Source organism: Vibrio sp. 16, from assembly GCF_963681195.1.
GTDB lineage: Bacteria > Pseudomonadota > Gammaproteobacteria > Enterobacterales > Vibrionaceae > Vibrio > Vibrio sinaloensis_D.
Genome location: NZ_OY808998.1, coordinates 660,552 through 685,920 on the forward strand (window position 1 = coordinate 660,552; position 25,369 = coordinate 685,920).

General features: G+C 46.3%; 28 protein-coding genes. 15 read left to right on the forward strand and 13 right to left on the reverse strand.

Annotated features, from left to right (window positions below):
• Nucleotides 1-711 precede the first annotated feature (711 nt).
• The 11 genes from U9J37_RS17285 (at nucleotide 712) to U9J37_RS17335 (ending at nucleotide 11,699) form a co-directional block, all read left to right on the forward strand.
• Nucleotides 712-2,703 (forward strand): peptidase U32 family protein, encoded by a 1,992-nt coding sequence (locus U9J37_RS17285; RefSeq protein ID WP_005474011.1) that lies wholly within the window; start codon nucleotides 712-714, stop codon nucleotides 2,701-2,703.
• Between the two features lie 105 nt (nucleotides 2,704-2,808).
• Nucleotides 2,809-3,054, forward strand: coding sequence for a DUF3297 family protein (locus U9J37_RS17290; protein ID WP_005473870.1), 246 nt, complete (start codon nucleotides 2,809-2,811; stop codon nucleotides 3,052-3,054).
• Nucleotides 3,055-3,202: 148 nt separating this feature from the next.
• Nucleotides 3,203-3,640: a GNAT family N-acetyltransferase gene (locus tag U9J37_RS17295; RefSeq protein ID WP_038136152.1), complete on the forward strand. Its 438-nt coding sequence runs from the start codon at nucleotides 3,203-3,205 to the stop codon at nucleotides 3,638-3,640.
• 33 nt (nucleotides 3,641-3,673) lie between these two features.
• Nucleotides 3,674-4,174 carry a GNAT family N-acetyltransferase gene (locus tag U9J37_RS17300; RefSeq protein ID WP_005473961.1) on the forward strand — a complete coding sequence of 167 codons (501 nt, stop codon included), beginning with the start codon at nucleotides 3,674-3,676 and terminating at the stop codon, nucleotides 4,172-4,174.
• Between the two features lie 15 nt (nucleotides 4,175-4,189).
• The gene (locus U9J37_RS17305) at nucleotides 4,190-4,822 is read left to right on the forward strand and encodes an HAD family hydrolase (RefSeq protein WP_005473922.1); all 633 of its coding nucleotides are present in this window, start codon (nucleotides 4,190-4,192) and stop codon (nucleotides 4,820-4,822) included.
• A gap of 83 nt (nucleotides 4,823-4,905) precedes the next feature.
• A complete protein-coding gene (locus U9J37_RS17310; protein WP_005473895.1) occupies nucleotides 4,906-5,631 on the forward strand; it encodes an ABC transporter ATP-binding protein in 726 nt (241 codons plus the stop codon).
• A complete protein-coding gene (locus U9J37_RS17315) occupies nucleotides 5,618-8,128 on the forward strand; it encodes an ABC transporter permease (RefSeq protein ID WP_005473887.1) in 2,511 nt (836 codons plus the stop codon). The genes U9J37_RS17310 and U9J37_RS17315 overlap by 14 nt, the downstream gene beginning before the upstream one ends.
• Nucleotides 8,128-9,261 carry a lipocalin-like domain-containing protein gene (locus U9J37_RS17320; RefSeq protein WP_005473920.1) on the forward strand — a complete coding sequence of 378 codons (1,134 nt, stop codon included), beginning with the start codon at nucleotides 8,128-8,130 and terminating at the stop codon, nucleotides 9,259-9,261. The genes U9J37_RS17315 and U9J37_RS17320 overlap by 1 nt, the downstream gene beginning before the upstream one ends.
• A 79-nt stretch (nucleotides 9,262-9,340) precedes the next feature.
• Entirely contained in the window at nucleotides 9,341-9,607 is a 267-nt protein-coding gene (locus U9J37_RS17325; RefSeq protein ID WP_038212314.1) for a DUF2999 family protein, read from the forward strand.
• A gap of 189 nt (nucleotides 9,608-9,796) precedes the next feature.
• The gene (locus tag U9J37_RS17330) at nucleotides 9,797-10,696 is read left to right on the forward strand and encodes an AraC family transcriptional regulator (RefSeq protein ID WP_005474020.1); all 900 of its coding nucleotides are present in this window, start codon (nucleotides 9,797-9,799) and stop codon (nucleotides 10,694-10,696) included.
• 136 nt (nucleotides 10,697-10,832) lie between these two features.
• Nucleotides 10,833-11,699 (forward strand): universal stress protein, encoded by an 867-nt coding sequence (locus U9J37_RS17335; RefSeq protein ID WP_043887173.1) that lies wholly within the window; start codon nucleotides 10,833-10,835, stop codon nucleotides 11,697-11,699.
• A gap of 49 nt (nucleotides 11,700-11,748) precedes the next feature.
• Here U9J37_RS17335 and U9J37_RS17340 read toward each other — a convergent pair whose 3' ends face one another.
• From U9J37_RS17340 to rimK, 4 genes are read right to left on the reverse strand one after another with little or no spacing between them, the layout of a single operon-like run.
• Nucleotides 11,749-12,618: a mechanosensitive ion channel family protein gene (locus tag U9J37_RS17340; protein ID WP_005473928.1), complete on the reverse strand. Its 870-nt coding sequence runs from the start codon at nucleotides 12,616-12,618 to the stop codon at nucleotides 11,749-11,751.
• Entirely contained in the window at nucleotides 12,615-13,067 is a 453-nt protein-coding gene (locus U9J37_RS17345; RefSeq protein WP_005473897.1) for an ATP-dependent zinc protease family protein, read from the reverse strand. The genes U9J37_RS17340 and U9J37_RS17345 overlap by 4 nt, the downstream gene beginning before the upstream one ends.
• Nucleotides 13,067-14,095: a succinylglutamate desuccinylase/aspartoacylase family protein gene (locus U9J37_RS17350; RefSeq protein WP_005473984.1), complete on the reverse strand. Its 1,029-nt coding sequence runs from the start codon at nucleotides 14,093-14,095 to the stop codon at nucleotides 13,067-13,069. Before U9J37_RS17350 ends, U9J37_RS17345 begins: the two co-directional genes overlap by 1 nt.
• Nucleotides 14,096-14,100: 5 nt before the next feature.
• Nucleotides 14,101-15,006 carry a 30S ribosomal protein S6--L-glutamate ligase gene (gene rimK, locus U9J37_RS17355; protein ID WP_005473885.1) on the reverse strand — a complete coding sequence of 302 codons (906 nt, stop codon included), beginning with the start codon at nucleotides 15,004-15,006 and terminating at the stop codon, nucleotides 14,101-14,103.
• Nucleotides 15,007-15,108: 102 nt separating this feature from the next.
• Between rimK and U9J37_RS17360 the strand changes: the two genes are divergently transcribed.
• The 4 genes from U9J37_RS17360 (at nucleotide 15,109) to ahpF (ending at nucleotide 19,520) form a co-directional block, all read left to right on the forward strand.
• Nucleotides 15,109-15,951 (forward strand): LysR substrate-binding domain-containing protein, encoded by an 843-nt coding sequence (locus tag U9J37_RS17360; protein WP_322414268.1) that lies wholly within the window; start codon nucleotides 15,109-15,111, stop codon nucleotides 15,949-15,951.
• Between the two features lie 94 nt (nucleotides 15,952-16,045).
• Complete coding sequence (locus tag U9J37_RS17365; RefSeq protein ID WP_038135729.1) at nucleotides 16,046-17,008, forward strand: magnesium transporter CorA family protein; 963 nt, start codon at nucleotides 16,046-16,048, stop codon at nucleotides 17,006-17,008.
• Between the two features lie 222 nt (nucleotides 17,009-17,230).
• Entirely contained in the window at nucleotides 17,231-17,788 is a 558-nt protein-coding gene (ahpC, locus tag U9J37_RS17370) for an alkyl hydroperoxide reductase subunit C (RefSeq protein ID WP_005374632.1), read from the forward strand.
• Nucleotides 17,789-17,951: 163 nt separating this feature from the next.
• The gene (gene ahpF, locus U9J37_RS17375) at nucleotides 17,952-19,520 is read left to right on the forward strand and encodes an alkyl hydroperoxide reductase subunit F (RefSeq protein WP_005469131.1); all 1,569 of its coding nucleotides are present in this window, start codon (nucleotides 17,952-17,954) and stop codon (nucleotides 19,518-19,520) included.
• 167 nt (nucleotides 19,521-19,687) lie between these two features.
• Here ahpF and U9J37_RS17380 read toward each other — a convergent pair whose 3' ends face one another.
• From U9J37_RS17380 to U9J37_RS17420, 9 genes are all read right to left on the reverse strand, one after another.
• On the reverse strand, nucleotides 19,688-20,257 hold the full coding sequence (locus tag U9J37_RS17380) for a nucleotidyltransferase domain-containing protein (RefSeq protein ID WP_005469309.1): 570 nt from the start codon (nucleotides 20,255-20,257) through the stop codon (nucleotides 19,688-19,690).
• Between the two features lie 9 nt (nucleotides 20,258-20,266).
• Nucleotides 20,267-20,806: a GNAT family N-acetyltransferase gene (locus U9J37_RS17385; protein ID WP_005469159.1), complete on the reverse strand. Its 540-nt coding sequence runs from the start codon at nucleotides 20,804-20,806 to the stop codon at nucleotides 20,267-20,269.
• A 58-nt stretch (nucleotides 20,807-20,864) separates the two neighbouring features.
• The gene (locus tag U9J37_RS17390; RefSeq protein WP_005469341.1) at nucleotides 20,865-21,188 is read right to left on the reverse strand and encodes a YqfO family protein; all 324 of its coding nucleotides are present in this window, start codon (nucleotides 21,186-21,188) and stop codon (nucleotides 20,865-20,867) included.
• Nucleotides 21,189-21,305: 117 nt separating this feature from the next.
• A complete protein-coding gene (locus U9J37_RS17395; protein WP_005469329.1) occupies nucleotides 21,306-21,824 on the reverse strand; it encodes a GNAT family N-acetyltransferase in 519 nt (172 codons plus the stop codon).
• A gap of 22 nt (nucleotides 21,825-21,846) precedes the next feature.
• Nucleotides 21,847-22,245, reverse strand: coding sequence for an NUDIX hydrolase (locus tag U9J37_RS17400; RefSeq protein WP_043886377.1), 399 nt, complete (start codon nucleotides 22,243-22,245; stop codon nucleotides 21,847-21,849).
• A gap of 135 nt (nucleotides 22,246-22,380) precedes the next feature.
• On the reverse strand, nucleotides 22,381-22,755 hold the full coding sequence (locus U9J37_RS17405) for a hypothetical protein (RefSeq protein WP_043886378.1): 375 nt from the start codon (nucleotides 22,753-22,755) through the stop codon (nucleotides 22,381-22,383).
• 741 nt (nucleotides 22,756-23,496) lie between these two features.
• Nucleotides 23,497-23,820 (reverse strand): DUF4144 family protein, encoded by a 324-nt coding sequence (locus U9J37_RS17410; RefSeq protein ID WP_043886382.1) that lies wholly within the window; start codon nucleotides 23,818-23,820, stop codon nucleotides 23,497-23,499.
• Between the two features lie 135 nt (nucleotides 23,821-23,955).
• Entirely contained in the window at nucleotides 23,956-24,423 is a 468-nt protein-coding gene (locus U9J37_RS17415; protein ID WP_005469421.1) for an Sbal_3080 family lipoprotein, read from the reverse strand.
• A 327-nt stretch (nucleotides 24,424-24,750) separates the two neighbouring features.
• Nucleotides 24,751-25,068 carry a hypothetical protein gene (locus U9J37_RS17420; RefSeq protein ID WP_005469335.1) on the reverse strand — a complete coding sequence of 106 codons (318 nt, stop codon included), beginning with the start codon at nucleotides 25,066-25,068 and terminating at the stop codon, nucleotides 24,751-24,753.
• Nucleotides 25,069-25,369 lie beyond the last annotated feature (301 nt).

The following is a 25,369-nucleotide window of genomic DNA, read 5'->3' on the forward strand; positions in this document are numbered from 1 at the left end:
AAAATTCACGTTCTCGCCATTCATCCTGCTATTTCACCGTTTGTCGCAAAGTCCTCCACTTGAAAAGCCAGTACAGATAATAGAGCTAAACCGTTAGACCAAGGACTTTAAGATGGATACCCTGCCAGCGTTATTATTCTCACTGTTTATCATCGCCCCCTTACTGACCCTGATACACGAACTCGGCCACGCAATACCACAACTATTTTGGGTAAAGCACGTGACCATTTCTTTAGGTACACCACGAAGAGGTTTCACTATCCCAATGGGTAGACTGACTATCATCACCTCAGCTACACCATTTCATCGAGGTTTTTGCCAGATATCCTCTACTCTCTCCCTTCAGCAAAGAGCCTTTGTACTACTCGGTGGTCCGCTTGTATCTTGGGGATGCTATTTCTTGTTCAGCGTTGGGCAAAATGTCAGTACACCTCCGTTCGCAACATACTGCCTCAACTTCTCCGCAACGTTTTCATTCCTTCAAGCGTTAATGACCACCATTCCATGGCGCTACCCAAAACGATTGGTTGGCTACTCGGGACAAGCGAGTGACGGATTACAACTACTCAAATTGCTACGCTCCACGTGATAAAACGAAAGCGGATACACGATCTTATTGACCCAGATTAATAAAAAGTGAACTAGACCAACATCACATTTTTGAACCCCGTAGAATGCGTGCTCACGTTCATGTTGAGTAAGAGATAAATAGTGACACGCGATCAATTTGAGTTATTAGCCCCGGGTGGCGATCTGGATTCTATCAAAGCGGCTATTGCTGCAGGTGCCGATGCCATATACTGCGGACTAGACCGCTTTAATGCCCGCAACCGAGCCACCAACCTCACTTTAGATAACTTGAATGGCGTGTTGCAGCTTGCGCATCAGCATAACTGTAAGATCTTCCTGACTCTAAACGTGTTGATTCTGGAGAGCGAAATCCCAGCCATCGTGCGTTTGCTCAGCCAATTAAACACCACGACCATTGATGGCGTCATCGTGCAAGATCTTGGTTTGGCTTACATTCTCAAGAATCATTTCCCAGATCTAGACGTACACGCTTCAACTCAGCTCAACACGCACAACGAAGGTCAGATCCTGTTTCTTAACCAGCTAACAGCCAGCCGTGTAAACCTCTCACGTGAATTGAACATCAATGAGATCAAGCATCTAGCTCAGTTTGGCCGTCAACATGATGTGACGATGGAAGTGTTTGTCCACGGCTCATACTGCATTGGCTTCTCTGGCATCTGTTACATCAGCTCTGCACGCAACGGTGCATCGGGCAACCGCGGGCGTTGTAGCCAGCCTTGTCGTGAACAATACGAAACCACCAAAACAGGTAACAGCTACCCACTCAACATGAAGGACAACTCGGCATTTGGCGATTTAGAAGCCCTTGCCGATGCGGGCGTGTATTCGTTGAAAGTGGAAGGCCGCATTAAGAAATCTCACTACGTTTACACCGTGGTCGATAACTGGCGTAAACAGATTGATCGCTTATGCGATGGTATGGAACTGTCGAACGACACCACTGAGCTTTACACCGTTTTCAACCGTGATTTCTCCAACGCGTTTTTGCAAGGCGACTTTGGTAAAGCGATGTACATCGACAACCCTCGTGACCACGCGGTGAAACATTTCTCTAAGATCTACAAATGCGAATCCGCCAATGATGTACAAGGCGTGAAGAAAAAGCTCTACGACGATAAAACCGCCATTATTGAGAAGGTTGCAGAAAAAACACAAGACTTTGATATAACTTCAACGCAAGCCTCTGGCAGCAGCCTAAAAGGCGCGATTGATGTACCCACTTTGCCGATGCTGCCTCAACCACAATTGCGCGAAGGCGCTCCGAAGCTATCGGTATTGATTTCATCAGTAGAAGACGCAGCACTATGCGAATACAGCGACGTCGACGTGTACTTCCAGCTACCAATGGGATTGGCCGGTGAACTGAATGCAATGATCGAGTTGTTCCAAACTAATCCGACATTGAAGCCTTGGTTCCCTGCCATTTTGATTGGTGACGATTACCAAGCGGCACGAACATTCTTAGAGGTCGCGAAACCTGCGCTGTCGATCACCAATAACTCTGGCGTGGGCATTTTGGCTCAAGCGCTAGGATTAGGTTGGGTGGCTGGCCCTCAGATGAACACAGTCAACTCATACTCGTTCAAATGTTTGCAACAAGAGTTCGCCGCAAGCGGTGCGTTTATCTCTAACGAGCTGAACATGAAGCAGATGCGCCACATTAAGCGCCCGCACAACATGCGCAGCTACTACAGTATTTACCACCCGAACACTCTGCTGACCAGTCGCCAATGTTTGTTCCAACAAACCGAAGGTTGCCGCAAGATTAAGGTCAACAAAGGCTGTTTGAAGCGTTGTGACAAGCGCACATCGATCATCAACCTAAAAGACAACCCTTACGTAGTACAAAAACAAAAAGGCAATCACAACGCGATATACAGCGAGCACAACGTACTTAACCTGCAAGTGCTGCAAGATTTGCCGCAGCTGTTGACTGACGTACTAATTGACCTACGCGATATCCAAACAGAAACCAGAGTATCGGTGAGTAAGCCAGAGGTTGTCGATGCATTTTTGCTTGCGCTACAAGAACCAAACTCAGTGCGTGCCCAAACGCTCAACGATATGATTCACCCTACGGCAAACGCACAGTATTTAAAGGGTTTGTAGCAAAAGCTTTGCTCACTCCTAATTCGCGTCATTTGATGGCTTGAACCAAGACCAAGCTATGACTACAATGGCGCACTTTTTCTACGGACTTCAAGGTCACAAAAAATGACAGATACAGCTAAACCAGCTCTACCAGATCGCCTATCAGGCAACCCACGTAGCCCATTCTTTGTAAAAGAGTGCTTCGATCACCAGATCGGTATTCGCTTTAAAGGCAAAGAACGTACAGACGTTGAAGAGTACTGCGTGAGCGAAGGCTGGGTAAAAATTGCTTCTCCAAAAGCAAAAGACCGTTTCGGCAACCCTATGCTTATCCAACTGAAAGGCGAAGTAGAAGCATACTACATCTAAGTCAGACTTAGCCTAATTTAACGAAAGCCACTCAGTTGAGTGGCTTTTTTACACACGCTAAATACCGCATGTAACTGGTCAAAATTTGTCTCAAGCCGCCAATGATGGCAGTATGCATCAAAATGAATATAACTTTACGGACGAAGATATGAAGCTTACATTGAGAAAAGCGCTCCCCTCAGATTTAGATTTTCTGATCAATCTACGCCATGCAACCATGCGCGATTACCTCGAAGATGCAGGTATGCCAACCACTTACGAAGCGTATGTAGACCGAATTCAATACAAATTTGATTGCGCGCAGATCATCAACCTTGATGACACTCCGATTGGGTTGTTTAAAACCGAGTACCAAAAAGAACAAAACCTGTGGTACCTGATCCAAATTCAAATCCACCCAGGCTATCAGAACTTACAAGTTGGTAGCCAACTGATCTACTCACTGATAGAAAAAGCAAAAATAACCAATGCAGTGGTTGGTTTAAGCGTTATCAAAACCAATCCCGCTTACAAGTTGTATCAGCGACTGGGTTTTGAGAAAGTAGGTGAAAACAAATTTGAGCACGAGCTAGAACTCTATCCATAGCCCAGCGCTCTAGCAGTATTGATAAGGACATCTATGCTCTCCACTCAGCACCTAATTCTCAAACCCGCAACAGAAGGTGATCTTGATATCTTCCTAGAGATTCTAGGCTCAGATGCTTTAACCAAATACCTTCCCAAAGGCAGCGCGTATACGGAAGATGAAATTAGGTTATACACTGACAAACGCCTTGCTCATTGGCAGCGTGGCTATGGCACCTACATCATTTATGAAAAAGCAGAACCTAGCATTAAGCTTGGGTATGTTGGTGTAGAGCAATGCGCCGATCCAAGGTTTAGTGATGTGCGCTACGCTATCCTTCCCCGTTATCAGGGCAAAGGTTATGTCTTTGAAGCCGCCAGCGCCGTGATTTCAGAAACCTTCAAGACCCAAGCGCTAGACAAGATTTATGGTGTCGCCTTAAAGCAAAACTTAGCCTCACTGGCGATCATCAAAAAACTAGGAATGACAGCAGATCCCAATACCGGACTTTATGGCGAGTTTGACGATCTTTTGACTTACTCCGTCGCTCGATAATTAGAGGAGCCCGCTATGAACCATGTCATGCTAGATATTGATGGTACGCTGATTCAGTCCTACGAGCTCGATGAGCAATGTTTCGTGTCCGCGGTACAAGAAGTCACAGGCTTAACCCTTTCGAGCGATTGGGAGGCTTATCCCCACGCAACCGACAAAAGCATTCTGCAAACCTTTGTCGAAAGGCAGGCTCCCCACTACTCTTTCGAAACGTTAGAACGTTTAGTTAAACCCGTCTTCATTCGCAACATCGCCAATACGCTACGCAATGAGCCAGCTAAAGAAATCCCAGGTGCAAGAGATTTTGTTTCTTATCTACTGCAAAGCGACCAACACATAGTGTCAATCGCCACAGGCGGCTGGGGAGAAACCGCTAAACTCAAGTTGGAGTCAGCGGGGTTCAACCCGAATGGCTTAGTGATGGCCTCTTCTAACGATCATCACTCTCGCACTCAAATTATGCGCGTGGCGCAATCTAAGGCTGACCAAAGCGCTGAACTGCCCGTGACCTATTTTGGTGACGCAAGTTGGGATGTGAAAGCATGCAAAGAGTTGGGAATCAACTTAGTCATCGTCGGCAATCGCACTCAACATCACCAGCAAATCAATGACTTCTCATGCCTAAATAGTGTGCTACGTTATCTTTAAACTAACATCGATTGTGACTCACTTTTCTTTAAAACCAGTATAAGAGTTTTTGAACGCCACACTTAAAAGAGTCAGGAGAGGAAATGGAAAGCCCACTTGTCACGCTCAAACACGCCAGCAAAAGTTTTATCGATGGTAAAGAGACACATCGCGTGTTGGAAAGCGTCGACTTCACACTGAACACAGGAGCGAGTGTTGCGCTGACGGGCGCCAGTGGCAGCGGCAAAAGTACCTTACTCAATGTCATCGCTGGCTTTGAGCCGCTTTCCGATGGTGAGTTGTGGTTAGATGGTGATAACACAGCAGCTTGGAAAGACCCACAATGGAGCCGATTTCGACACCAAAAACTCGGTGTTATCTTCCAGCAATTCAATCTATTAACGCCGCTCAACGTACAGCAAAACATCGCCTTTCCTCTGCATTTGAATCAACAGAAATGGAACGACTGGTGCGATTATTTGGTCGAGACTCTGGGCATCAGCCAACTTCTCGACAGGCATGTTTCTGCCCTTTCCGGCGGCCAACAGCAGCGAGTCGCTATCGCACGCGCATTGGCACACAAACCTAAGCTTCTACTTGCTGATGAACCCACAGGTAACCTCGACCAAAAAGCAGGGTTAGAAGTGATGAAATTACTCAGTGAAATCACCACCCAAGGCAATACGGCAGTGCTGTTAGTCACCCACAGCCCTGAATGCGCTGAATTTATGAAAACCCACTTACGCTTAAAAGATGGGCGATTGGATAATAGTCAGCTACAGAACTGTCATCAAGTAAACAAACATGAGCTTCGCCATGAAGCAAGCTAAGTTATCAAATACCAGATTCACTCATACTCGACTCGCCCTGAATCTATTTTCAGCGCACTATCGGCAGGCGCCACTGCAAGCCGCCGCAATTCTGATCGGTATCGTGTTGGCCGTGACCTTGTTTGTTGCGGTGCAAGCCATCAACCTCAATGCCAAGCGCAGTTATGCGGAGTCTACCGAGCAGCTTAGTGCACAAGCTCAGAACTTAATTATTCCACCCGCAGGGCAAAACTATCTGCCCGAATCGCTCTACTTCACCCTCAGACAAAACGGGCTCAGTGCAGCGCTACCTGTAATCGAAGGGCGAGTGAGAGATGAACAAGGGCGTCGTTGGTCAGTACAAGGTAGCGAGTTGATTGCTGCCATCTCTTCACGTTCGCGCTATTCATCGGATAGTGAGCAAAACGTCTCTTTGTTCGACAGTGCGTTACCTTTGCCTGAGCTTTTAGCCGGCAAGCCCATCGTGATGATGAGCCAATCTCAACATCAAAACTTAGGGGAGGTAGAAACCCTAACTCTGGACGACATTCCAACCCAAGTGGTGGTGTTGCCTGACGAATGGCAGTTAGGTAGCCGAATGTTGATGGACATTGGCTTTGCCCAGCAACTGCTCAATAAACAAGGACACCTCAGTTACATTGCGGTTTTCCATTCGGGTGAGAAAGGAAATAAAGACAAGCAAGCAAAGTGGCAGAACCTTATTGGTGAACAAGGACAATGGATTTCCAATAATCAAAGTGCAGACCTTGGCTCACTGACCGACAGCTTTCACCTCAATCTCACCGCAATGAGCTTACTCGCCTTTTTAGTCGGGCTGTTCATCGCTTACAACGGCGTAAAGTACAGCTTGCTGAAACGCAATCGACTGTTAGTGCAGATTCAACAGGCGGGCGTTGCGCCGAGCATTGTGTTCTCTGCGCTGTTAGTTGAACTCACTATTCTCGTTACCATCGGCGCTTCCCTCGGTTTTGTATTAGGCATGCAACTTAGCCATTGGTTGCACCCGACCGTGGCGCTGACATTGGAACAACTTTATGGCGCGACACTGCTGCCCGGCACTTGGCAGTGGCAATGGTGGGCGCAAGCGCTTCTACTCACATTAGCCGCAACCCTATTGGCGTGTTGGCAGCACTTTAAACAGCGAGTGCGCCAACCGCTTTCCTCTCATGGCGGTTTTTATCAAGCGCCTGAAGCCTCTAACGAAAACCAATTGTTCTTGATAGGTGCTGCGTTGACAACTCTCGCACTCGCAGGGTTATGGCTGAGTGAACACCACCGCTTCACCATGGCGTGGCTCGGCGTGCTTGTGGTGTCGATTCCTTTGTATCTACCCAAAACACTCAGCCTCTTAGCCAATTGGTGTGGAAAGCGCACCAGTTCCGGTTTGATGCAGTATCTGTTTGCTGAGTTGCGCGAGCTGATTTCTCCGCTTTCTCTCGCCATGATGGCACTGCTACTCGCCGTTACAGCCAATATGGGGATGAATACCTTAGTTGGTAGCTTCGAGTCCACCCTAAAACAGTGGTTAGAACAAAGGCTGCACGCTGATATTTACGTCAGTCCTGCGCAAGGAGAAATCGCTAATGTGGAGCGCGCGTTAGGGCAGTTCGACAAGGTTGAGACCGTCTACAAGCAATACTACGTCGACGATAACCTGCAAGGCTTACCGATTTTGCTTGGCACCAAAGACAAAGACACCTTAGAACAAACCATGGTGTTCAAATCGCATTTGGAGAACTTCTGGCCACGCTTTTACCAAGGTGAGTTAGTCGCTATCAGTGAGCCAACCGCGGTCAAACTGGGTTTATCACTGGGTAGCGAGCTCACGCTTGATGCCGTTCCAAATAAGAACCTGCTTGTGGGTGCGGTATTCCACGATTACGGCTCACCCAACGGTGAAGTCTTATTAGCACCAAAGTTATGGCAAGAGAGTGGCTTTACCGACCTGCCAACAAGCCTTGGTATTAAAGTCTCGGGTGACCCACAAATCGTCTACGAGCAACTGCGCGAGCAACTGAATCTGCATCCAAGTCAGCTCTACGATCAGGCGCAAATCAAATCCATCGCGTTGGATATATTCTCGCAGACCTTCGCCATTACGCGTGCGCTCAACGGCGTGACGTTGATGGTCGCGGTGATTGGCTTGTTCAGTGCTTGTTTCATGTTGCTCGACGCGCGTAAAGCCGCCATTGCAAGGCTGTATGCACTTGGCGTTAGTCGTCATAAATTAATGACCATGGTGGTCGGACAGATCGTCGCTTTGGTCAGTTTTACTCTGGTTATCGCCCTGCCCCTCGGTGCGATGGTGGGTTATGTGCTGACAGACATCGTCACCTTACGAGCTTTTGGTTGGAGCTTAAATTATGTGTGGAACTGGAGTGATGCCCTCAGTATTGCTGCGATCACCATCTTGGTGGCGGTGATTGCAACCTTGATTCCGCTGTGGCGATTGGTCAGTAAGCCTGTCGTGTCCAGTTTGCAAAGCGAGGTGTTGTGATGGTTCGATTAGCAAGCAAACTTACTCTGCTCATAAGTAGCTTGATCCTATTTGGATGTGAAGATGCCCAACAAAAAAATATGAGCACACAAAATATGGGCACATTGCTCGGCAGTGGAGATATGCAAAGCGAGGTCAACCCATTCACCCCCGTGGAAAAAGGGGTTGAACTGACCTTCCCGGCAGACCATCAAGCACACCCAAACTTTCGTCATGAATGGTGGTACTTAACCGCTAACTTAATTGATGAAGATGGCACTCCACTTGGCGTCCAGTGGACACAATTTCGCTTTGCTGCTGCGCCACCGCCACCGCCAAGGGGCGAAGATGACGTGAAGAAAACCGAGTGGCAAACGCAGCAAATCTATATGGCGCACAGCGCGGTCACGACCGCGGACAAACACTACGCCGATGAAAAATGGTCACGCGAACAAGCCTCTCTAGCCGGTGTTGATACTTCACCATTTCGGGTTTACCTCGATGATTGGCAGTGGACCTCTTCAACCAACGACCTCTTCCCTGCTACGCTAAATGCCAATTCAGAGCAGTTTGGCTACTCACTCAAACTTACCAGCAGCGCGCCTTATCAAAAGCAAGGCGAACAAGGTTACAGCCCCAAAAGTGCCAATGTTCAGGTGGCGTCGTATTACTACAGCCAACCGTTTATTGATGTCTCCGGTGAAGTCACCATCGACGGTGAAACCCATCAAGTGTCGGGTAAAGGTTGGATAGATCGAGAGTGGAGCTCGCAATTCTTACTCGACTCACAACAAGGCTGGGACTGGTTTGCCCTAAGGTTGAGTGACGAAACCAGTTTGGTGGTATTCCAATTGCGGGATTCCAAAACCGGATCAGCCAGTTACTCCAGTGCAAAGCTGATGCAGCAAGAGGGATCTGGCATTGCTATCCCACAAAAAGACATTCAGTTAAAGGCGACTAAGCAAACAAAAATCCAAGGTCGAACGTATCCAACCCAGTGGCAAGTGTCGATTCCTAATCAGCAAATTGAGCTTACCGTTTCTGCTCTCAACCTGAACGCGAAAATGCCGCTTTCTGTGCCTTATTGGGAGGGCCCAGTACGTATTGAGGGCTCTCATTCTGGGACTGGCTATATGGAGCTAACAGGGTATTGAAATATTGAGCGGGAGCCCCAATTATTTTGCTAGAACAAATACTGGCAACCAAGTCATACACTGATTGAAAGGAAATATGATGAACCCAATTATCGCCTTGCTGAAAGAGAACAACATCAGCGATGAACAGATCAACGAAATCTTCCAGACTCTGACGCAGAACCCGCTTGCGGCAATGGCAACCATCAGCCAACTAGGTCTGCCACAAGAGAAGCTACAAATGCTGATGACACAAGTGATGCAAAACCCTGCGCTCATCAAAGAAGCCGTTGACGAACTAGGCTTAGACTTCTCTAAAGTTGAAGAAGCAAAAGAGAAACTTCAGAGCCAAAACCAAGGCAACTAATTTTTCGCAATTAAGTCTTAGCCATTTAGCGCTCAATCAAGAAAAAGCCGTTCGCCCGAACATTGGGGTTAACGGCTTTTTGCGCTCTAAGCTCAACCAATTTCTATCACGCATTTCTCACTAACCACTCTTGAAACATTGATTCAATTCGGTAGGCTTTGAGCAACTCCAGCAAGAATGAGCTAACCAATGCGCGTTGATTACCAAAAAAGATTGTTGCCTGTTATTCGCTATTTAGAAGCGCATTTTAACGAGCCGTTAAATCTGCCAGAGGTCGCTGCACTTGCCAATCTTTCACCGTATCACTTTCATCGCACCTTTAAAGCGGTTCAAGGTGAAACACTGGCGGATTTTATTCGCAGACTTCGTTTAGAAGCCGCGGCAGATGAGCTGTTCAAATCCAAGCAACCGGTTTTAAATGTCGCATTAGAATATGGATTTTCTAGCTCACAAAGCCTAGCGAAAGCGTTCAAACAGCATTTTGGCGTAACCCCTACCGCATTTCGAGATTGCGATAACTATCAAGAGTTTGCCTTACTGGCTCGAAACAGCAAGATTGGACACACCTTGCGCAAGAATGGAAACGAAGTATCAACAAGCGATCCATATACTGGCTCTACACCAACAACATGGAGCAGCACAATGGAAACGCAAAACTTTGAAAAATCAAAACTGGCTTACATTCGCGTAAACGGCCCTTACGGCCAAGGTTATGAAGAGCCATCTGGCCGCTTGTATCAATGGGCAGGGATGAAAGGCTTGGCAGGCAATACCTGCATCTTCATCTACCATGACAACCCAGAAATCACCCCTGATGAGAAGTGTCGTACCGACATCTGCTTGATGGTGCCAGAAAATACAGAAGTGGCAAACGGTATTGAACTGCAAGACTTCCCAGGCGGTCAATACGCGGTAATGCGCCAGAGCATCACGGACGTCAATCAATATGCGCAAATGTGGGATGAGCTAATGGGCAAAGTCATTGAGTCTGGACTGGAAAACGACTGCAGACCATGCTTTGAGCTCTACCACAGCTACGATCCGCAAACCCACCATGCGGATGTGAGTTTCTGCACCGCAATCAAATAGCCCAACCTCTTCAAAAGCCTGCGTTCGAGCGGGCTTTCTTATCATCAGATTCAATAAGGCTTGACTAAACTTAACCGATCGCATACATCAATTGATAGGGAGTTATGGGGACTCCTCATACGATATGGACATTGAAATGGATTCAATCTATCTGTTAACCAGAGTTACCTCCAAGCCTTCAAGACGCGTGCTAAGAAAAGCCGTTCGTTTTGCCCACGCAGCAAATAAAGCGCTCCACATTTACGCCGAAGATTACCGTCGAAGCGAAGAACATACCTTTATCGATTTCTTGCTCAAAGGCGAAGAGAGCAGCGCCCGATACAATGACTATTTTATGCAGTGGTGCACCTCCGTAATAGAGTTAGTTGAGGAAATTTGCGCAGAAATAGAGTTCCCAGAAATGGATGTTAATTTCGACTTACTCTCTGGAAACAATTGGGAGAAGAAGCTATCGAAAGACCACCAAAACTGCGCCGACGTGTTCTTGGTCGATTATTCTCGAGGCGTATTAGCACCGCAGCTACTTAGGGAGTTGGCGCGTCAAAGTCACGATGTCTTGTTGCTGACGGAGAACAAATGGGGACAAGAGATAAAGATTGCCGCCGCCATTGATCCGCTCCACCGCGGAGACAAAAATGCGGACATTGATAAAGCGATTATTGACCGCTGCTTAGAGACTGGCGCAAAGCTCAATGCCTCGACCACACTGGTATATTGCCAATATGTCGCGCCATACTTAAATCGCTATTCACAAGAAATTCTCGCCAATCAAAAGCACGCCATCAAAGAATTTCTCAATAGCAACAAGTTCTACCAACTGCCTTTGCGGTTGATTAAAGCCAACCCTGAAGAAGGTTTACCCGATGCCGTCGATACCATTGGCGCATCCATTCTAGCCATGGGCGCTTGCAAACGTATCGCGCTCTCTCGGTATTGGTCAGGCAGTACCGTGGATGTGTTACTGGCCAACCCGCCATGTGATTTATTGCTCGTGAGTAAATAGCATTGCATAAAAAAGGGGAGCACCACGCTCCCCATTCAAACAATCCAGACTAACGCCGCTCGCGTACAATTTTAATCGCACCATCTAAGTGAATATCCCGCTGCGGGTAGGCGATAGTAATTTCATGCTGTTTAAACGCCTCATCAATGGCGAAACGAATCTCACTGGTCACAGCACGAACGCCCCCTTCCACTTGAGAATTTATCCAAAAGAAGGTTTCAAAAATTAACGCGTTGTCACCAAAGTCCTGAAAGAACACCGCCATTTCAGGTGTTTTCAGCACCTTAGGGTTACTTGACGTGATCTCTCGCATCAGGGTTTCCACCAAGCGAACATCACTGCCATAGGCAACACCCACTACCACAGAGCCACGAACCAATTTATCGCGCAAGGTCCAGTTGATCACCGTGTTTTCCAACAACTTGCTGTTAGGAATCAACATATGGACGCCATCGACGCGTCGAATTCGAGTAGAACGCGTGTTGATTTGTTCCACAGTCCCTTTTGCCCCTTCAACCTCAAGGAAGTCACCAATACGAATGGGCTTTTCGCCTATCAATATCCAACCACTGATGAAGTTGTTAATGATGTTCTGCGCACCAAAACCAAAGCCGATTGCTATCGCACCCGAGAGAAACGCAAAAGCGGTAATCGGGATATTGAGCATCGACAAAGTGGTCAGGAAAATGACCGCAAGGGCGACAACAAACAACACGCGCTCAATCAAGTGGACAATATTCGGGTCCTTGCCAGATGAGGTTAGGCGAGCACACACACCTTTAATAATAAGCTTTGAAACCCATAAACTAACCACCACCCAAGTCGGCACCGCTAAAATAGCCCACAAGGTAACCGGTTGTTCATTAAAGGTAAAAAGCGTCATCTCTAACCAAGAGATCGCCGTATCAAATGCATTCATATCTGTTTAGCACTCCCACCGCAGAATACTTGTGACGGATCAATAAGGAACTTTTTCCCCATCGCTTGACGACCAAGCAGCATCAAGTACGTCATGTCAGAGCGGTCGGTCAAGGTGATTTGGATTGGCCACTCTAACCCACCCAATTTCACATTGGTTTCAATCACATAGCGCTGCTCAGAAACACCGTTTGAGGATTTCACTTTGCGCAGGTCATACAGCTCGGCTTTACAGCGCACCACTTTATCAACGTTGTGCACCTCGGGGTGAATGTCGAACTGAATACCTGGCTTACCGTGTATGGTGATCAACGTAATATTGTCGACGTGCAACGAGGACGTCTGAGCACCGGAGTCGACCCGAACGGTCAGGTTTTCAATGCCAAGATCGGGCAATGAAATGCTTTCAAGACGTCCAATAATGACTTTTTCTTTGCTACTGGTTGCCATTACATACCTTCCTTAATTTCTCGTGAGGCCACATCCTCAGACAGCTTGTCAATTTGCTGGGCTATGGTCTGTTCATCTTCATGGAAGTAAGCAATGTGATACATCGCTTCCCCTTCTTGAACTAAGGGAATGTTCTGCTTACCAATGATGACCCCAGTTCTCGGCGCGACGATCACCGCTAATTCTTCGCCATAGGCACTGCTGATGGTTGCGAGCTGATCGCCTTTTTTCACGTAGTCACCCAGTTGGTATCGGTGTTTGACAATGCCACTCGCACTGCCCCTCACCCACTGGCTACCACGCGCAATCACTGGCTCTGGTACATCACGAAGTCGGCGACTTTTGCTCACCATGTTGAGATGACGCAAGACTCGAATGACACCTCGTGTTCCCATGCGGATCGAGGTTTCATCAAATCGCAACGCTTCGCCACCCTCGTACACCAGCACTTTAGTATTCGAGTTCGCGGCACAATCACGCAACGAGCCATCAATCTCTTCCGAATGCAGTACCACTGGTGCACCAAACGCATTCGCCAGCTGCGCGGTGACTTCATCTTCCACATTGGCGCGAATTTGCGGCAAGTTGGTTCGGTGGATGGCACCGGTATGCAGATCTATACCGTACTGACACTTATCGATGATCTCGGTTTTAAATATGTTTGCCACCCGCGCCGCAAGGGAGCCTTTCGGTGAGCCGGGGAAGCTACGGTTGAGATCACGACGGTCCGGCAAGTAGCGGCTTTGGTGGATCACACCATGCACATTCACCATTGGCACAAAAATCACCGTGCCTCGAATCACCTTAAAACGCTTCATATTGATAATGCGATGAACAATTTCAATGCCATTCAGTTCGTCACCATGGACGGCGGCACTGACAAAAATTGTCGGGCCTTCACGTTTGCCGCGAATAATGTATACCGGCAAAGAAACGTCAGCGTCGGTGTACAACTTCGCCACGGGCAACGCTATTTTAGTGCGTTGACCGGGCAATATTGTGTGTGTACCAATACGGAGCTCTGACATACTTGTTACCCCTTACCACGGGTTTTATTGGCGTTAAACTTGGCGTTCTTTTCAATAAACTCGTACAGCTTGCCCGCCACGTCTAAGTTGGTTGCTTTCTCGATGCCTTCTAGACCGGGTGACGAGTTCACCTCCATCACCATTGGACCATTATTGGAACGCAGCAAATCCACACCACAGAAATTCAGACCCATGATTTTGGCCGCACTGACTGCCGTTTCACGCTCTTCTTTGGTTAAACGGATCACTTCTGCCGAGCCACCACGATGCAAATTAGAACGAAATTCCCCTTCTGCCGCTTGACGCTTCATCGCCGCGACGACACGCCCGCCAATCACCAAACAGCGAATATCCGCACCGCCTGATTCCTTGATGTATTCTTGAATCAAAATGTTGGCTTTCAAGCCCATAAAGGCTTCGATGATGCTCTCCGCAGCTTTTGACGTTTCAGCCAATACCACACCGATGCCTTGGGTACCTTCGAGTAACTTAATCACCAAAGGGGCGCCACCGACATTTTTGATAAGGTCTTTAATGTTGTCAGGTTTGCTCGCAAAACCGGTTCTAGGTAGCCCGACGCCTTTTCGAGACAACAACTGTAAAGAACGCAACTTATCGCGTGAACGGCTGATCGCCACAGATTCATTGACGTTAAATGTACCCATCATCTCGAACTGTCTCGCCACCGCCGTACCATAGAAAGTAATGGAAGAGCCAATACGTGGGATCACCGCGTCATACAATGGCAATTCGTTACCTTGGTAGCGCACCGTTGGCCGGCTGCTGGTGATGTCCATGTAGCAGTGAAGTGTGTCGATAACATCCACTTCATGACCGCGTGCAATGCCCGCTTCAACTAGACGTTTGGTTGAATATAGATTCTGATTTCTCGATAAGATGGCGATTTTCATTTTGTCTCTCCCTATGGATTTGTAGGGAAAATGTAGTAGTTGTTAAGAGATAAATAAAACTATATATTTCTTACAGTTTGTTCGAAAAAATTTATCAAAATAATGAAAATTGAGTTGCTCAAAACCTTCATCGACGTCAGTCATACGCTGCATATTCGTATGTCCGCGCAAAACCTTCATTTAACGCAAGCGGCAGTTAGCTCGCGGATTAAACAGCTGGAAGATGAGCTGGGGGTACTGCTGTTTGACCGCTCGAACAAGCGCCTAAAGCTGACAGCAGAAGGGGATAAGCTGGTCAAGCATGCCAATGACATGATGGCCATGTGGCACAAGTTAAAACAAGAAGTTGGCGTCACTGACAGCGATGGTTCGCAGCTTTTTCTTGGCGCGATGATGTCCATCTGGGACATGGTGCTGCACGACTGGCTGCAAAAGCTTCACCGTAATATTGACGATGTGCACCTTTACACTCACACCTACTCTTCGGTCGAACTTCGTAAACGAGTGCTCAATCGGATTTTGGATATCGGCTTTCTCTTCGAGCCCCCCTACACCGACGAAATTATTTCGAAGAAACTGTGCACGGTGCCTTTGGTCTTGGTCAGCACAGACCCAATCAAGCAGGTAACCGACATCGAAAATTTCGTCATGGTTGACTACGGAGATACCATCAACTCGGCGTTTTTACATCATTTCGGCAAAGACCTTTCGCCAGTTCACCATATGAGTCAACCCAATACGGCCATGTCATTTATTTTAGAAGCCGGGGGGACCGCTTACTTGCCGCGCCAAATGTGCTTTACTCAACTGCGTAAACAGCAACTTTATCTTGTGCCGAATACGCCAACCTTTCAGCGTGACATTCATGCCATATACTTAGCCAATAGCCATAAAAGAGAGTTAATTGAAGATTCGCTGATGCTGTTCCCTTACAGCATTAGATAATGTTTATTTTATATGAGTAGTTGTTCGATTTTTTTTATCAACTGTAGCTAAACACAGAAATTGATCACAGTTGTGATCAAAAAGGAGTTCCAGAATGCTCAAAGCGTTTTATCTCAAGGATGACCAGTTGACCGAAGGTGGTCAGGAACTGATTGAACAATGGCGCCTTCAAGGTGGTCAAATATGGATAGATCTCTACAAAGAACCATTGAAAGAAGAAGAGTCACTGTTACTCAATCTTGGCTGCCACCCGCTTGCGATTCAAGATGCACAGCGCGATCGCAGACCGCCAAAAGTCGAGGAATTCGAGAACTATACTTTCGTCCTCTACCGTGGGTTTAGCAATGTCGAGACGCATCTAGACATCAAAACCATGGCGCTTGGGTGCTTTGTGGGCGAGAACATCTTAATTACTCGTCGCGTCGAACACTCATTTGGTATCGAAGCGTTAGCGAAACACCGTTCATTGTCTAAGTATCTGCGCTCGCCGAGCTTAATGCTGAGTAAAATCATGAATGCGTCTGCGCAGCGCTATACCGACGCGGTTCTTGAGGCGGAAGATGAAATCAGTGACCTTGAAGATGGGATGCTCACTCAGTCCAATGATGACTTAATGCACCGCCTCATTTTGCTCAAATCCCACTTACGAAAAATACATCGTATTCAGTCCTACCACGTTAAATTGGTCGACCAACTGATGACGGAAGAGTTTGCTTACATCAATATAGAGGATGCAGACATTAAGCACAGCCTGCGCGATGTGTTTGATAAGTTTGACCGATTAGAAAGCCTTACGTCGATGTATTACGACTTGTGCGGTGACTTGATTGAAGGTTACATCTCGTTGAGCTCACACCAGCTGAATAAAACCATGCAGCTGCTTACGGTCGTCTCAGCGATTTTTGTCCCACTGACCTTTGTTGCTGGCATTTACGGAATGAACTTTGAATACATCCCTGAACTCACCTTTAAGCATGGTTACTTTATGCTTTGGGGCGTGATGGCGATTATGGCGACGTCACTTCTATACGTATTTAGACGCAAACGCTGGTTATAAGCTCTTTTCACAAATAGACCAAAGCGACCTATCGTTTTGGTCTATTTCGGCATTACTTTGCCTATCAATCTTCCCTTTACATCGAAATCGCCTATCAAGTGAAATAGGAATTGGCTATCAATAGGATAGATACAAGCGATTTTCCTTAGACACACTCCGATGAGAATATACTTTCCGAAAGCAAGAAACGGCTCAGCCCAATACATTCAGAGGAAAGTAAAAATGATTAACACTCAAATCAAACCATTTGCAGCAACAGCATACAAAAACGGCGAATTCGTTGAAGTAACAGAACAAGACGTTCTAGGTAAATGGGCAGTATTTTTCTTCTACCCAGCAGACTTCACGTTTGTATGTCCAACAGAACTGGGCGACCTTGCAGACCACTACGAAGAGCTACAAAAACGTGGCGTAGAAGTATACTCAGTATCAACTGACACACACTTCACTCACAAAGCATGGCACGACAGCTCAGACACAATCGGCAAGATTCAGTACTACATGCTTGGCGACCAAACAGGCAACATCACAAACAACTTCGGTGTGATGCGTGAAGGTCAAGGTCTTGCAGACCGCGCTACGTTCCTAATCGACCCAGAAGGCACTATCCAAGCAATGGAAATCACTGCTGAAGGTATCGGTCGTGACGCAGAAGACCTACTACGCAAAGTAAAAGCAGCTCAGTACGTAGCAGCACACCCAGGCGAAGTTTGCCCAGCAAAATGGAAAGAAGGCGAAGAGACACTAGCACCATCTCTAGACCTAGTTGGCAAAATCTAAGCCACTGATAGCACACGCTAAGCGCGCATTGAGTTCCTAGCTAGCTTAGCGTCTTAATTAGAGAGCATTCCAGGTTAGATACTTTGACGACCTTCGGCCTGGTTTGCTCTCCCCTCGCTCCAATTTTATCCAGAGTAACCATTTAAGTAAGGCATGATTCTCTATGTTAGACCAAGCAATCCAACAACAACTCAAACAATATCTGGCTAATGTAAAACAAGAAGTACGTTTAGTGGTTAGCCTAGATGAAAGCAAAGCATCAAACGACATTCTCTCTCTAGCGAATCAAATCGCAGAGATGAGCGACCTCATCACCGTTGAACGTGATGACAACGCAAGCGCACGTAAACCCGTGATGGCGGTAACCAACCCTGAGAAAGGCACATCACTGCGCTTTGCAGGCTTGCCAATGGGTCACGAGTTTACCTCTCTAGTATTGGCGCTGCTTCACTCTGGCGGACACCCAATCAAACTAGAGCCAGAAGTGATTGAGCAAATCGCAGCACTAGACAAAGATCTAGACGTAGAAATCTTCATTTCACTGTCGTGCCAAAACTGTCCGGACGTGGTTCAAGCGTTCAACATGATGGCGGCGATCAACCCGAAAGTAAAAGCAACCATGATCGACGGTGGCTTGTTCCAAGATGAAGTGAAAAAACGCGACATCATGGCAGTACCAAGCGTATTCGTGAACGGCGAGCTGTTCGGCCAAGGTCGTATGTCTCTGACTGAAATCCTTAACAAAGTGGATGATGGCGCGAGCGAAAAAGCGGCGAAAGCACTGAGCGAAAAAGACCCATACGACGTACTTGTTGTCGGCGGTGGTCCTGGTGGTAGCGCCGCTGCTCTATACGCCGCTCGTAAAGGTATTCGTACTGGCGTTGTTGCTAAGCGTTTTGGTGGTCAGGTCATGGACACTATGGCAATCGAGAACTTCATTTCGGTAAAACGTACTGAAGGTCCAAAACTGGCCACTGATCTAGCAGAACACCTAAAAGAATACGACGTAGACGTCGTGACTGAGCAACAAGCTGAGAAGCTAATGGGCGCAGCGCACACAGAAGATGGTTTGATTCACATCCAACTTGAAAGCGGCGCAACGCTGAAGGGTAAAAGTGTCATCCTTAGCCCAGGTGCACGCTGGCGTGAAATGAACGTTCCGGGTGAGCAAGAGTACCGCAACAAAGGTGTCGCGTACTGCCCACACTGTGACGGCCCACTGTTCAAAGGCAAGAAGACTGCGGTTATTGGTGGTGGTAACTCAGGCATCGAAGCGGCTATCGACCTTGCTGGTATCGTAGAGCACGTAACGGTTCTTGAATTCGCCGACGTACTTCGCGCAGACCAAGTGCTTATCGACAAAGCGAACTCACTACCCAACGTAGACATCATCACGATGGCGCAAACAACAGAAGTAGTAGGTGACGGTACGCGCGTAACAAGCTTGAAGTACAAAGACCGCAACACAGATGAAATCAAAGAGATTGAACTGTCAGGTATCTTTGTTCAAATTGGTCTAGTACCAAACACAGAGTGGCTCAAAGATTCAGAAGTCGCCCTGTCTGAGCGCGGTGAGATTGAAGTGGGTAGTCGTGGTGAAACCAGCTTAGAAGGTGTTTTCGCAGCGGGTGACGCAACCACCGTTCCTTACAAACAGATCATCATTGCGATGGGTGAAGGGGCAAAAGCAAGCTTAGGCGCATTTGACTACCTAATCCGTAAACAAGGTTAATTGTCGCAGAACAAGCGGTGAGGGTTTGAACAAAATCCATCGGGTCACCGTAGAACTCGACGAGAACAACTAAAATAAAAACTGGAAGCCCAAAGTATTGCCAGCAGGTATTCAACTGCTGGCTTTTTTGGTTTTTGGTAGGTGAAATTCCTATTGAGACAGATTGGTTAGAACTTATCGACAAGCTTCTTTAGATGGCGCTTTGCCAATTCATGATTTCCACGGCTCATCCACTTAATACAATCAAACAGCTCCCAAGTCAGCCCTTCGTCACCGTTGGTATAGGCGGGAAAGTCCTCATGTTTTGGCGCGGGCGCATCCGTTACCCTCTGCTCGATGATGTCATTTTTGTCGAATAGCACTTTAAAAGGCTTTGAGATACAAAATGGTTCACTCACATCTAAGCAGTGGATTTCAGCACTGGTTAAGTCATTGAAAATGTATTTCTTAAAGTACGCATTGTCATTGTGAAAACCATCCAGCAGATAGAAAATTTCTTTATCACTCTCGAAGACGGAAAAGCACGAGTTTGCCGCTTTGTGAAAGTCATTTTGAGTAAAAACGAGAATGTCAGCGTCCGAGACTCGATCGCCTTTCCCTGCCGCCAGCGAGCCTAGCAACACAGCGGCAACCACGTCATCTTCAGATATAAATGCCGCGCACGCTGATTGAACCAACTCATTTTGCAAAGGTAGCGACTCTAAATTACGCTTTTCTAAACTCACAACGTCCTCCATGTGTTCTGGCTAATTTTTGACGAGCTTTGTCATTGCCGTCTCTGAGACCGACTGACCATCGATTCTATATTGATCTTTGAACTCACCGACAATATCGAACCCAGCTTTAAGATACAGGTTCTTTGCGGGCGTGTTTGCTGACAAGACACAAAGGTCGAGCCAATCAATCCCTGATTGTTGTTGGCAATACTCGACAACGGTACCAATGAGCTTTTGACCCAAACCTTGTTTACGACACGTCGCGTCTACACCCATACCGAGTAACACTCTGTGGCAACAGCTTGTATCATCATGGTGGCGAAGATCAATGTGACCTTTGATACTTCCGCACCTATCTTTCACTAGCCAAAGTTTTCGCCAACCCACCTCTCCAAGTTGATGGGAAAACCCTTGGACAAATTTATCTTTTGTTGAATCTGGTACGTCTTTTTGATTTCTGGATATTGGCTGGAAAAGCGGATTTTTCCCGTTGCCGTTTTCAGACAACTGATTTCCAAGGTAAATAAAGAACGAATCTAAATCCGATTTTTCTGCTGCTACGACTTCCATCTCATACTCTGCATTTTATTAAGACTGTTGCTTGGGCTTCTGGCGCTCAATTTTGCCGTCAAAGATCAAACTCGGAGTTGTACACTTTAAAGACATTGACCAAAGGCTCTTCCCAACCGAGGCACACTCGAAGCTGATCAACAATAGGTTTCACTTGGTGCTTTGCCACGTTGATTTCTACTTTTAGCAGGGGGTAGTTTTCTACTGTACCTTGACCACCAAACACCGGCTGTGAGCCATCAAGAGCGCGGTGAGATCCCGTCACCGAGCCGATGGCCCAGCAGTGGTCATAGTTTCCAATTTTATCGACGCCTGACTCATGTAGAGTACTTAAAACCCGGTCTTGTTGCTCTGGCGTACAGAAGATTTCTAGTTTATACATCTGGTATTTAGACTCCAAAATAGCGGTTCCCGCTAACGAAGGGTTAGGAACGTTGGCATAAAAGGCTTGCGGATCGCATCATGCTTGAAGCACGCCAATCCATACAGAAAGGTCTTATTACGATTGTGGTCTGGGAATCGTATATTCGTAAAAAATCACACCACTCTCATTTTCTGGCCGCTCTATAAAACCCAACTTTTTGAGCAAATTAGCTGAAGCGACATTCGATGTGTCAACGCCACCAACAAGTTTTGACCACGACTCTGTACGCGCTACTTCTTTGATAAAGCTTTGCAGCAGCTCACTCGCGAGCCCTTTACCCCAACATTCTTCGCAGAGCAAGTAACCGATATGCGCAGCGTTATTTTCGCTCTCTACATAGGCGAACAAGAAACCGATTAGCTCATTTGCCGTGGATTTCACCTGAAGTAAGCGACTCTCCAACAACATTTGATCGAGCCAAACCTGCGCCAATTGGCGAGAAGTAATACTGTGAAAATAGGGAGGTAAGTTTTCAACAACGGGCGGCGTCAGAATAGTAGGTATCTGCTTTATCAGAATTGATTGCTCATCAGGGCTAAGATTCCCTGATATTTCCTCAACTCTCAATCTCTGAGTTTCAAACGCTATTGCCATAGACTCTGCCTCAAATGGTTTGTCAGAACGAAAGGTATTGTCCAACTCTGAAAAACTCTGCTATCGCCAATCTGTCTGCATCAATACCCACAGGCGCTGACGATAATGGATACCAGTGCACGCTCTCGGCTTCTTGGGCTGAAATTTCTCCTGTCCAGTGGTCAACGACATAGTAATGGATTAATTGCAGCTCGCGTGTGGGATGATAAAGCGAACAAAGATATTGGTAGGATTCAGGGATCACATTCAACTCTTCATCCATTTCACGGAACAAGGCTTGGCGTTGGCTTTCACCTTCTTCAATATGACCGCCAGGAATGTTTACAATGCCCGCATCGGTTTCTCTGGTCTCGCTGCGTTTTTCGAGTAACACACGGTTGTTGTCGATCAACATAAAAGATACGCATTCGTGCACTTTCATCAAATGTCCCTATTAGTGTTAACGCCCAACTAAGTCGTCCATACTACACCGACCAAGCGGAGCATTCATCTTTAACCTCAACAGGGACGTAAAGTAGTAACAATCAGCGTTTTTTACGCCTTGCTTAAGCCACCTTTATGCTGGATTGCACGTGACTATCTTTTGACTGCTCGATGTTTTATCGAAACGACGATGACTTGAAACAAACTTACGATGTTTCTCAGCAATCCAAGGAATCAGCTCGTTTGAATCGAGTTTTTCAACCTGATTGGATTTGCTGCGCCCGAAACTAAACCCATTGGTACACAGTTCACTGGCTTTTTTATCGAATAGCTCAGTTAGTTTGTTTGAATCAGGCTTTACCTCGTCTGCATAGTAAACGGCGAGCAAAAGGTATGCCTCTGCAGATGGCAGACTCTTAGTATAAACATCCATTTTTACATCACTCGGCTTCTGAGATGCACAAGCACTCAGAAGAACAATAGACATAATGCTAAAAAACCGTTTCATTTACCTCATACTCCTTGTGGTATAACGCTTATAGGTAGGGTTAAAGATAGATTCCAGAGCTTCTAAGCTGTGACTTAAGATCCAATAATTTAATCTGAGTCACGAGTAGAATTAACGCATTGCTTAGCGCTGCGAAAACCAACAAACATACTGAAATCATGCCCAGAAATCCGCTGTTTGATATCAAGATTAAAGAGGCACCAAGAGTAATAAGGCAACTTGAAATTGCCAACGCAGTTTCTCCACTTTCGAGCGAACAATAATCACCATTGGGATTATATCGAATTCTAATTTTCAAACTCAAACCACCAAATTTGAGCTGGATTGAATGCCCATTTCGGGTGTGTTCAATTCTGTTCATCTTTAGTGTCTCTTCGACGCGATCTAACATGCTGTGACCTAGGATTGTTGAATTTGAAACGAGTCTAAATTCAACAAGTTAGTAAGCTAGTGTTCAGGCTCTATTTTTCGACCTAACTCTCGGAAACATAAGTACATATTAATAGGCACAATCAGCGACATCTGCAAAAACCTAAAAACAGACACATTAATGGTTGACTCTCCTCTATGCAGGAGAGTTTATCGTAGTACCTCAATCAACAGATATTGAGGATAAACACGATGAAAACAGCATTCATCAGCGGCGCAACGCTGGCTTTGGCCTTCATGGTGAGCACTTGTTACTCAACCAAGCGGAGCATTCATCTTTAAACGCAGAGCATGAAACGCTGCGAATCACCCTTAAGCATCTCCTGACGAGATCGACTTAATGGCTTCGGCAATGGATAGGAACTGTATCTTGGTAAGGCACATTTCTGCTTTCGCAAACTCATGCTCTTGAACCAACTTGGTTACTTCCGACAAAGTAAGCATGACACCTTCAGGCTCAAACGCATAACTATCGCTTTCTACACAGACTGAGTAACACTGCCCGTGACTGTCAATGAGACGGTCTGAGCTATCCCAAATTAAACCTTCTAATTCAGTAACTAACTGATGGACGGAGTCCATATACAGTAGTTCTGAATCCCCATCTAACTTGAAAATACAAGGCCAAATAATCATTTTCTATCCTGCTAACGTAGAGTTGTAGCCAACGCCATCACCTAATTGAACCATGGCGCCGACTGCATCAAACCCAACGATAGGACAAAATTTCTAACGTTGGGAATTTGATTTTAGTTCCTTGCTAGATTGTAATTACATTTCACCAGACTTTATTTTTGCTTGCGCTTCTTCCGGTGTTGATAGCGAGAATAGTAGATCCATCATGGCCATTATACGTTTGCGGTCGTCTCCCCACTTATCGGGGTTTGAGTTGTTTGCTGCTTTGAACTCGACATTACCAACTTTCTGATCATTCTTATATGCTTTAATATTTGCATCGGCAATAAAAGTACTAAAATCCCAACTCCACCGCGATATATAAGTTAGAGTCAACTCCGGAGCTTCAGGTGGCGTTCCATCATTAACAACTTTACATCTGTGGGCATTATCAAGGCACCACTCCTGCATCGATTGTAAAAATATGTCTCGAGTAGCATCGTCTCTTACGATTGTAATATCTTTACTTTGCTTGTCTTGAGGAATCGGGTCTACCGTATATTTGGGTGCGGCACATGCTGCAAGTAAAAATGGAATAGCAACAATAGTAAGTTTCTTAAACATATAAACAGCCTCTTACCTTATATTTTATTTATGAAAAGCACATATCAAGTCCGCACAGCAGAATAATAATGCTATCTAAGCCAATAAAGCGTGATACCTATATGCATCACGCCGTCTTTATATGCCTTTTAAATTAATAATCAATAGCTTATTCACCACTATGTGAGCTTAAATGGCTATATAGTTTTACTGTTGTCGCCTGCGCAGAAGCCGAACGGAAGTCGTTATGGGTGAGTTTGCTCTCAAATGAAGCAAGAGATGAAATGAATAGGATGTTGCGCGCAACTGGATACAAAAATGCCTGCAGAGTTGCAGGCATTTATTCAACTACAGACGATACTCTTTGAGTTCACCTTTGTCAGTAATGGTGGCATTAGCGAGCTTGTTGCCATAGATATCTTTAAAACCTATATCGATGGAGTTGCTCGCGTGAACAATTTTCGTAATCAAGATTTCGCCTACATCATTGCTAAGAGTGAGGTAGTAATGCACATTGCGGCTGCAAGGAATCACTTTTTCTTTAAAGGTTTTGCTGATGTAGTACATGGATTCGCTGTTTAGCTCTACGCCATGCTTTTTAACGATATCCACTAAGCTGCCAACGATAGTGCCGACTTTTTTCAATTCACCGGTTAAAATCATCATTGCCTCCAATCTATTCTAGAGCCCAATCGCCCACCCAAGACCAAGCATGGATGCACTTGAGCACCGCGCTTGCTACTGCGATAAGAAATAGACAACTCTGAAATCGTGGCCACAGCAGCGAGAACATTCTGTTTATTCATATTTATATTGATAATTATGTTGTGTCCTCACCAAGCTATCTTGAGAGCATTTACCGAAAAAGTAATTTAAAGTTGCATTTTTACTCGGTATTTTCGAAGTGTTTACTCTAAATGATCAAATATCTTTAATTTTCAACCAGTAAGAAGGCCTCTTCTACTCC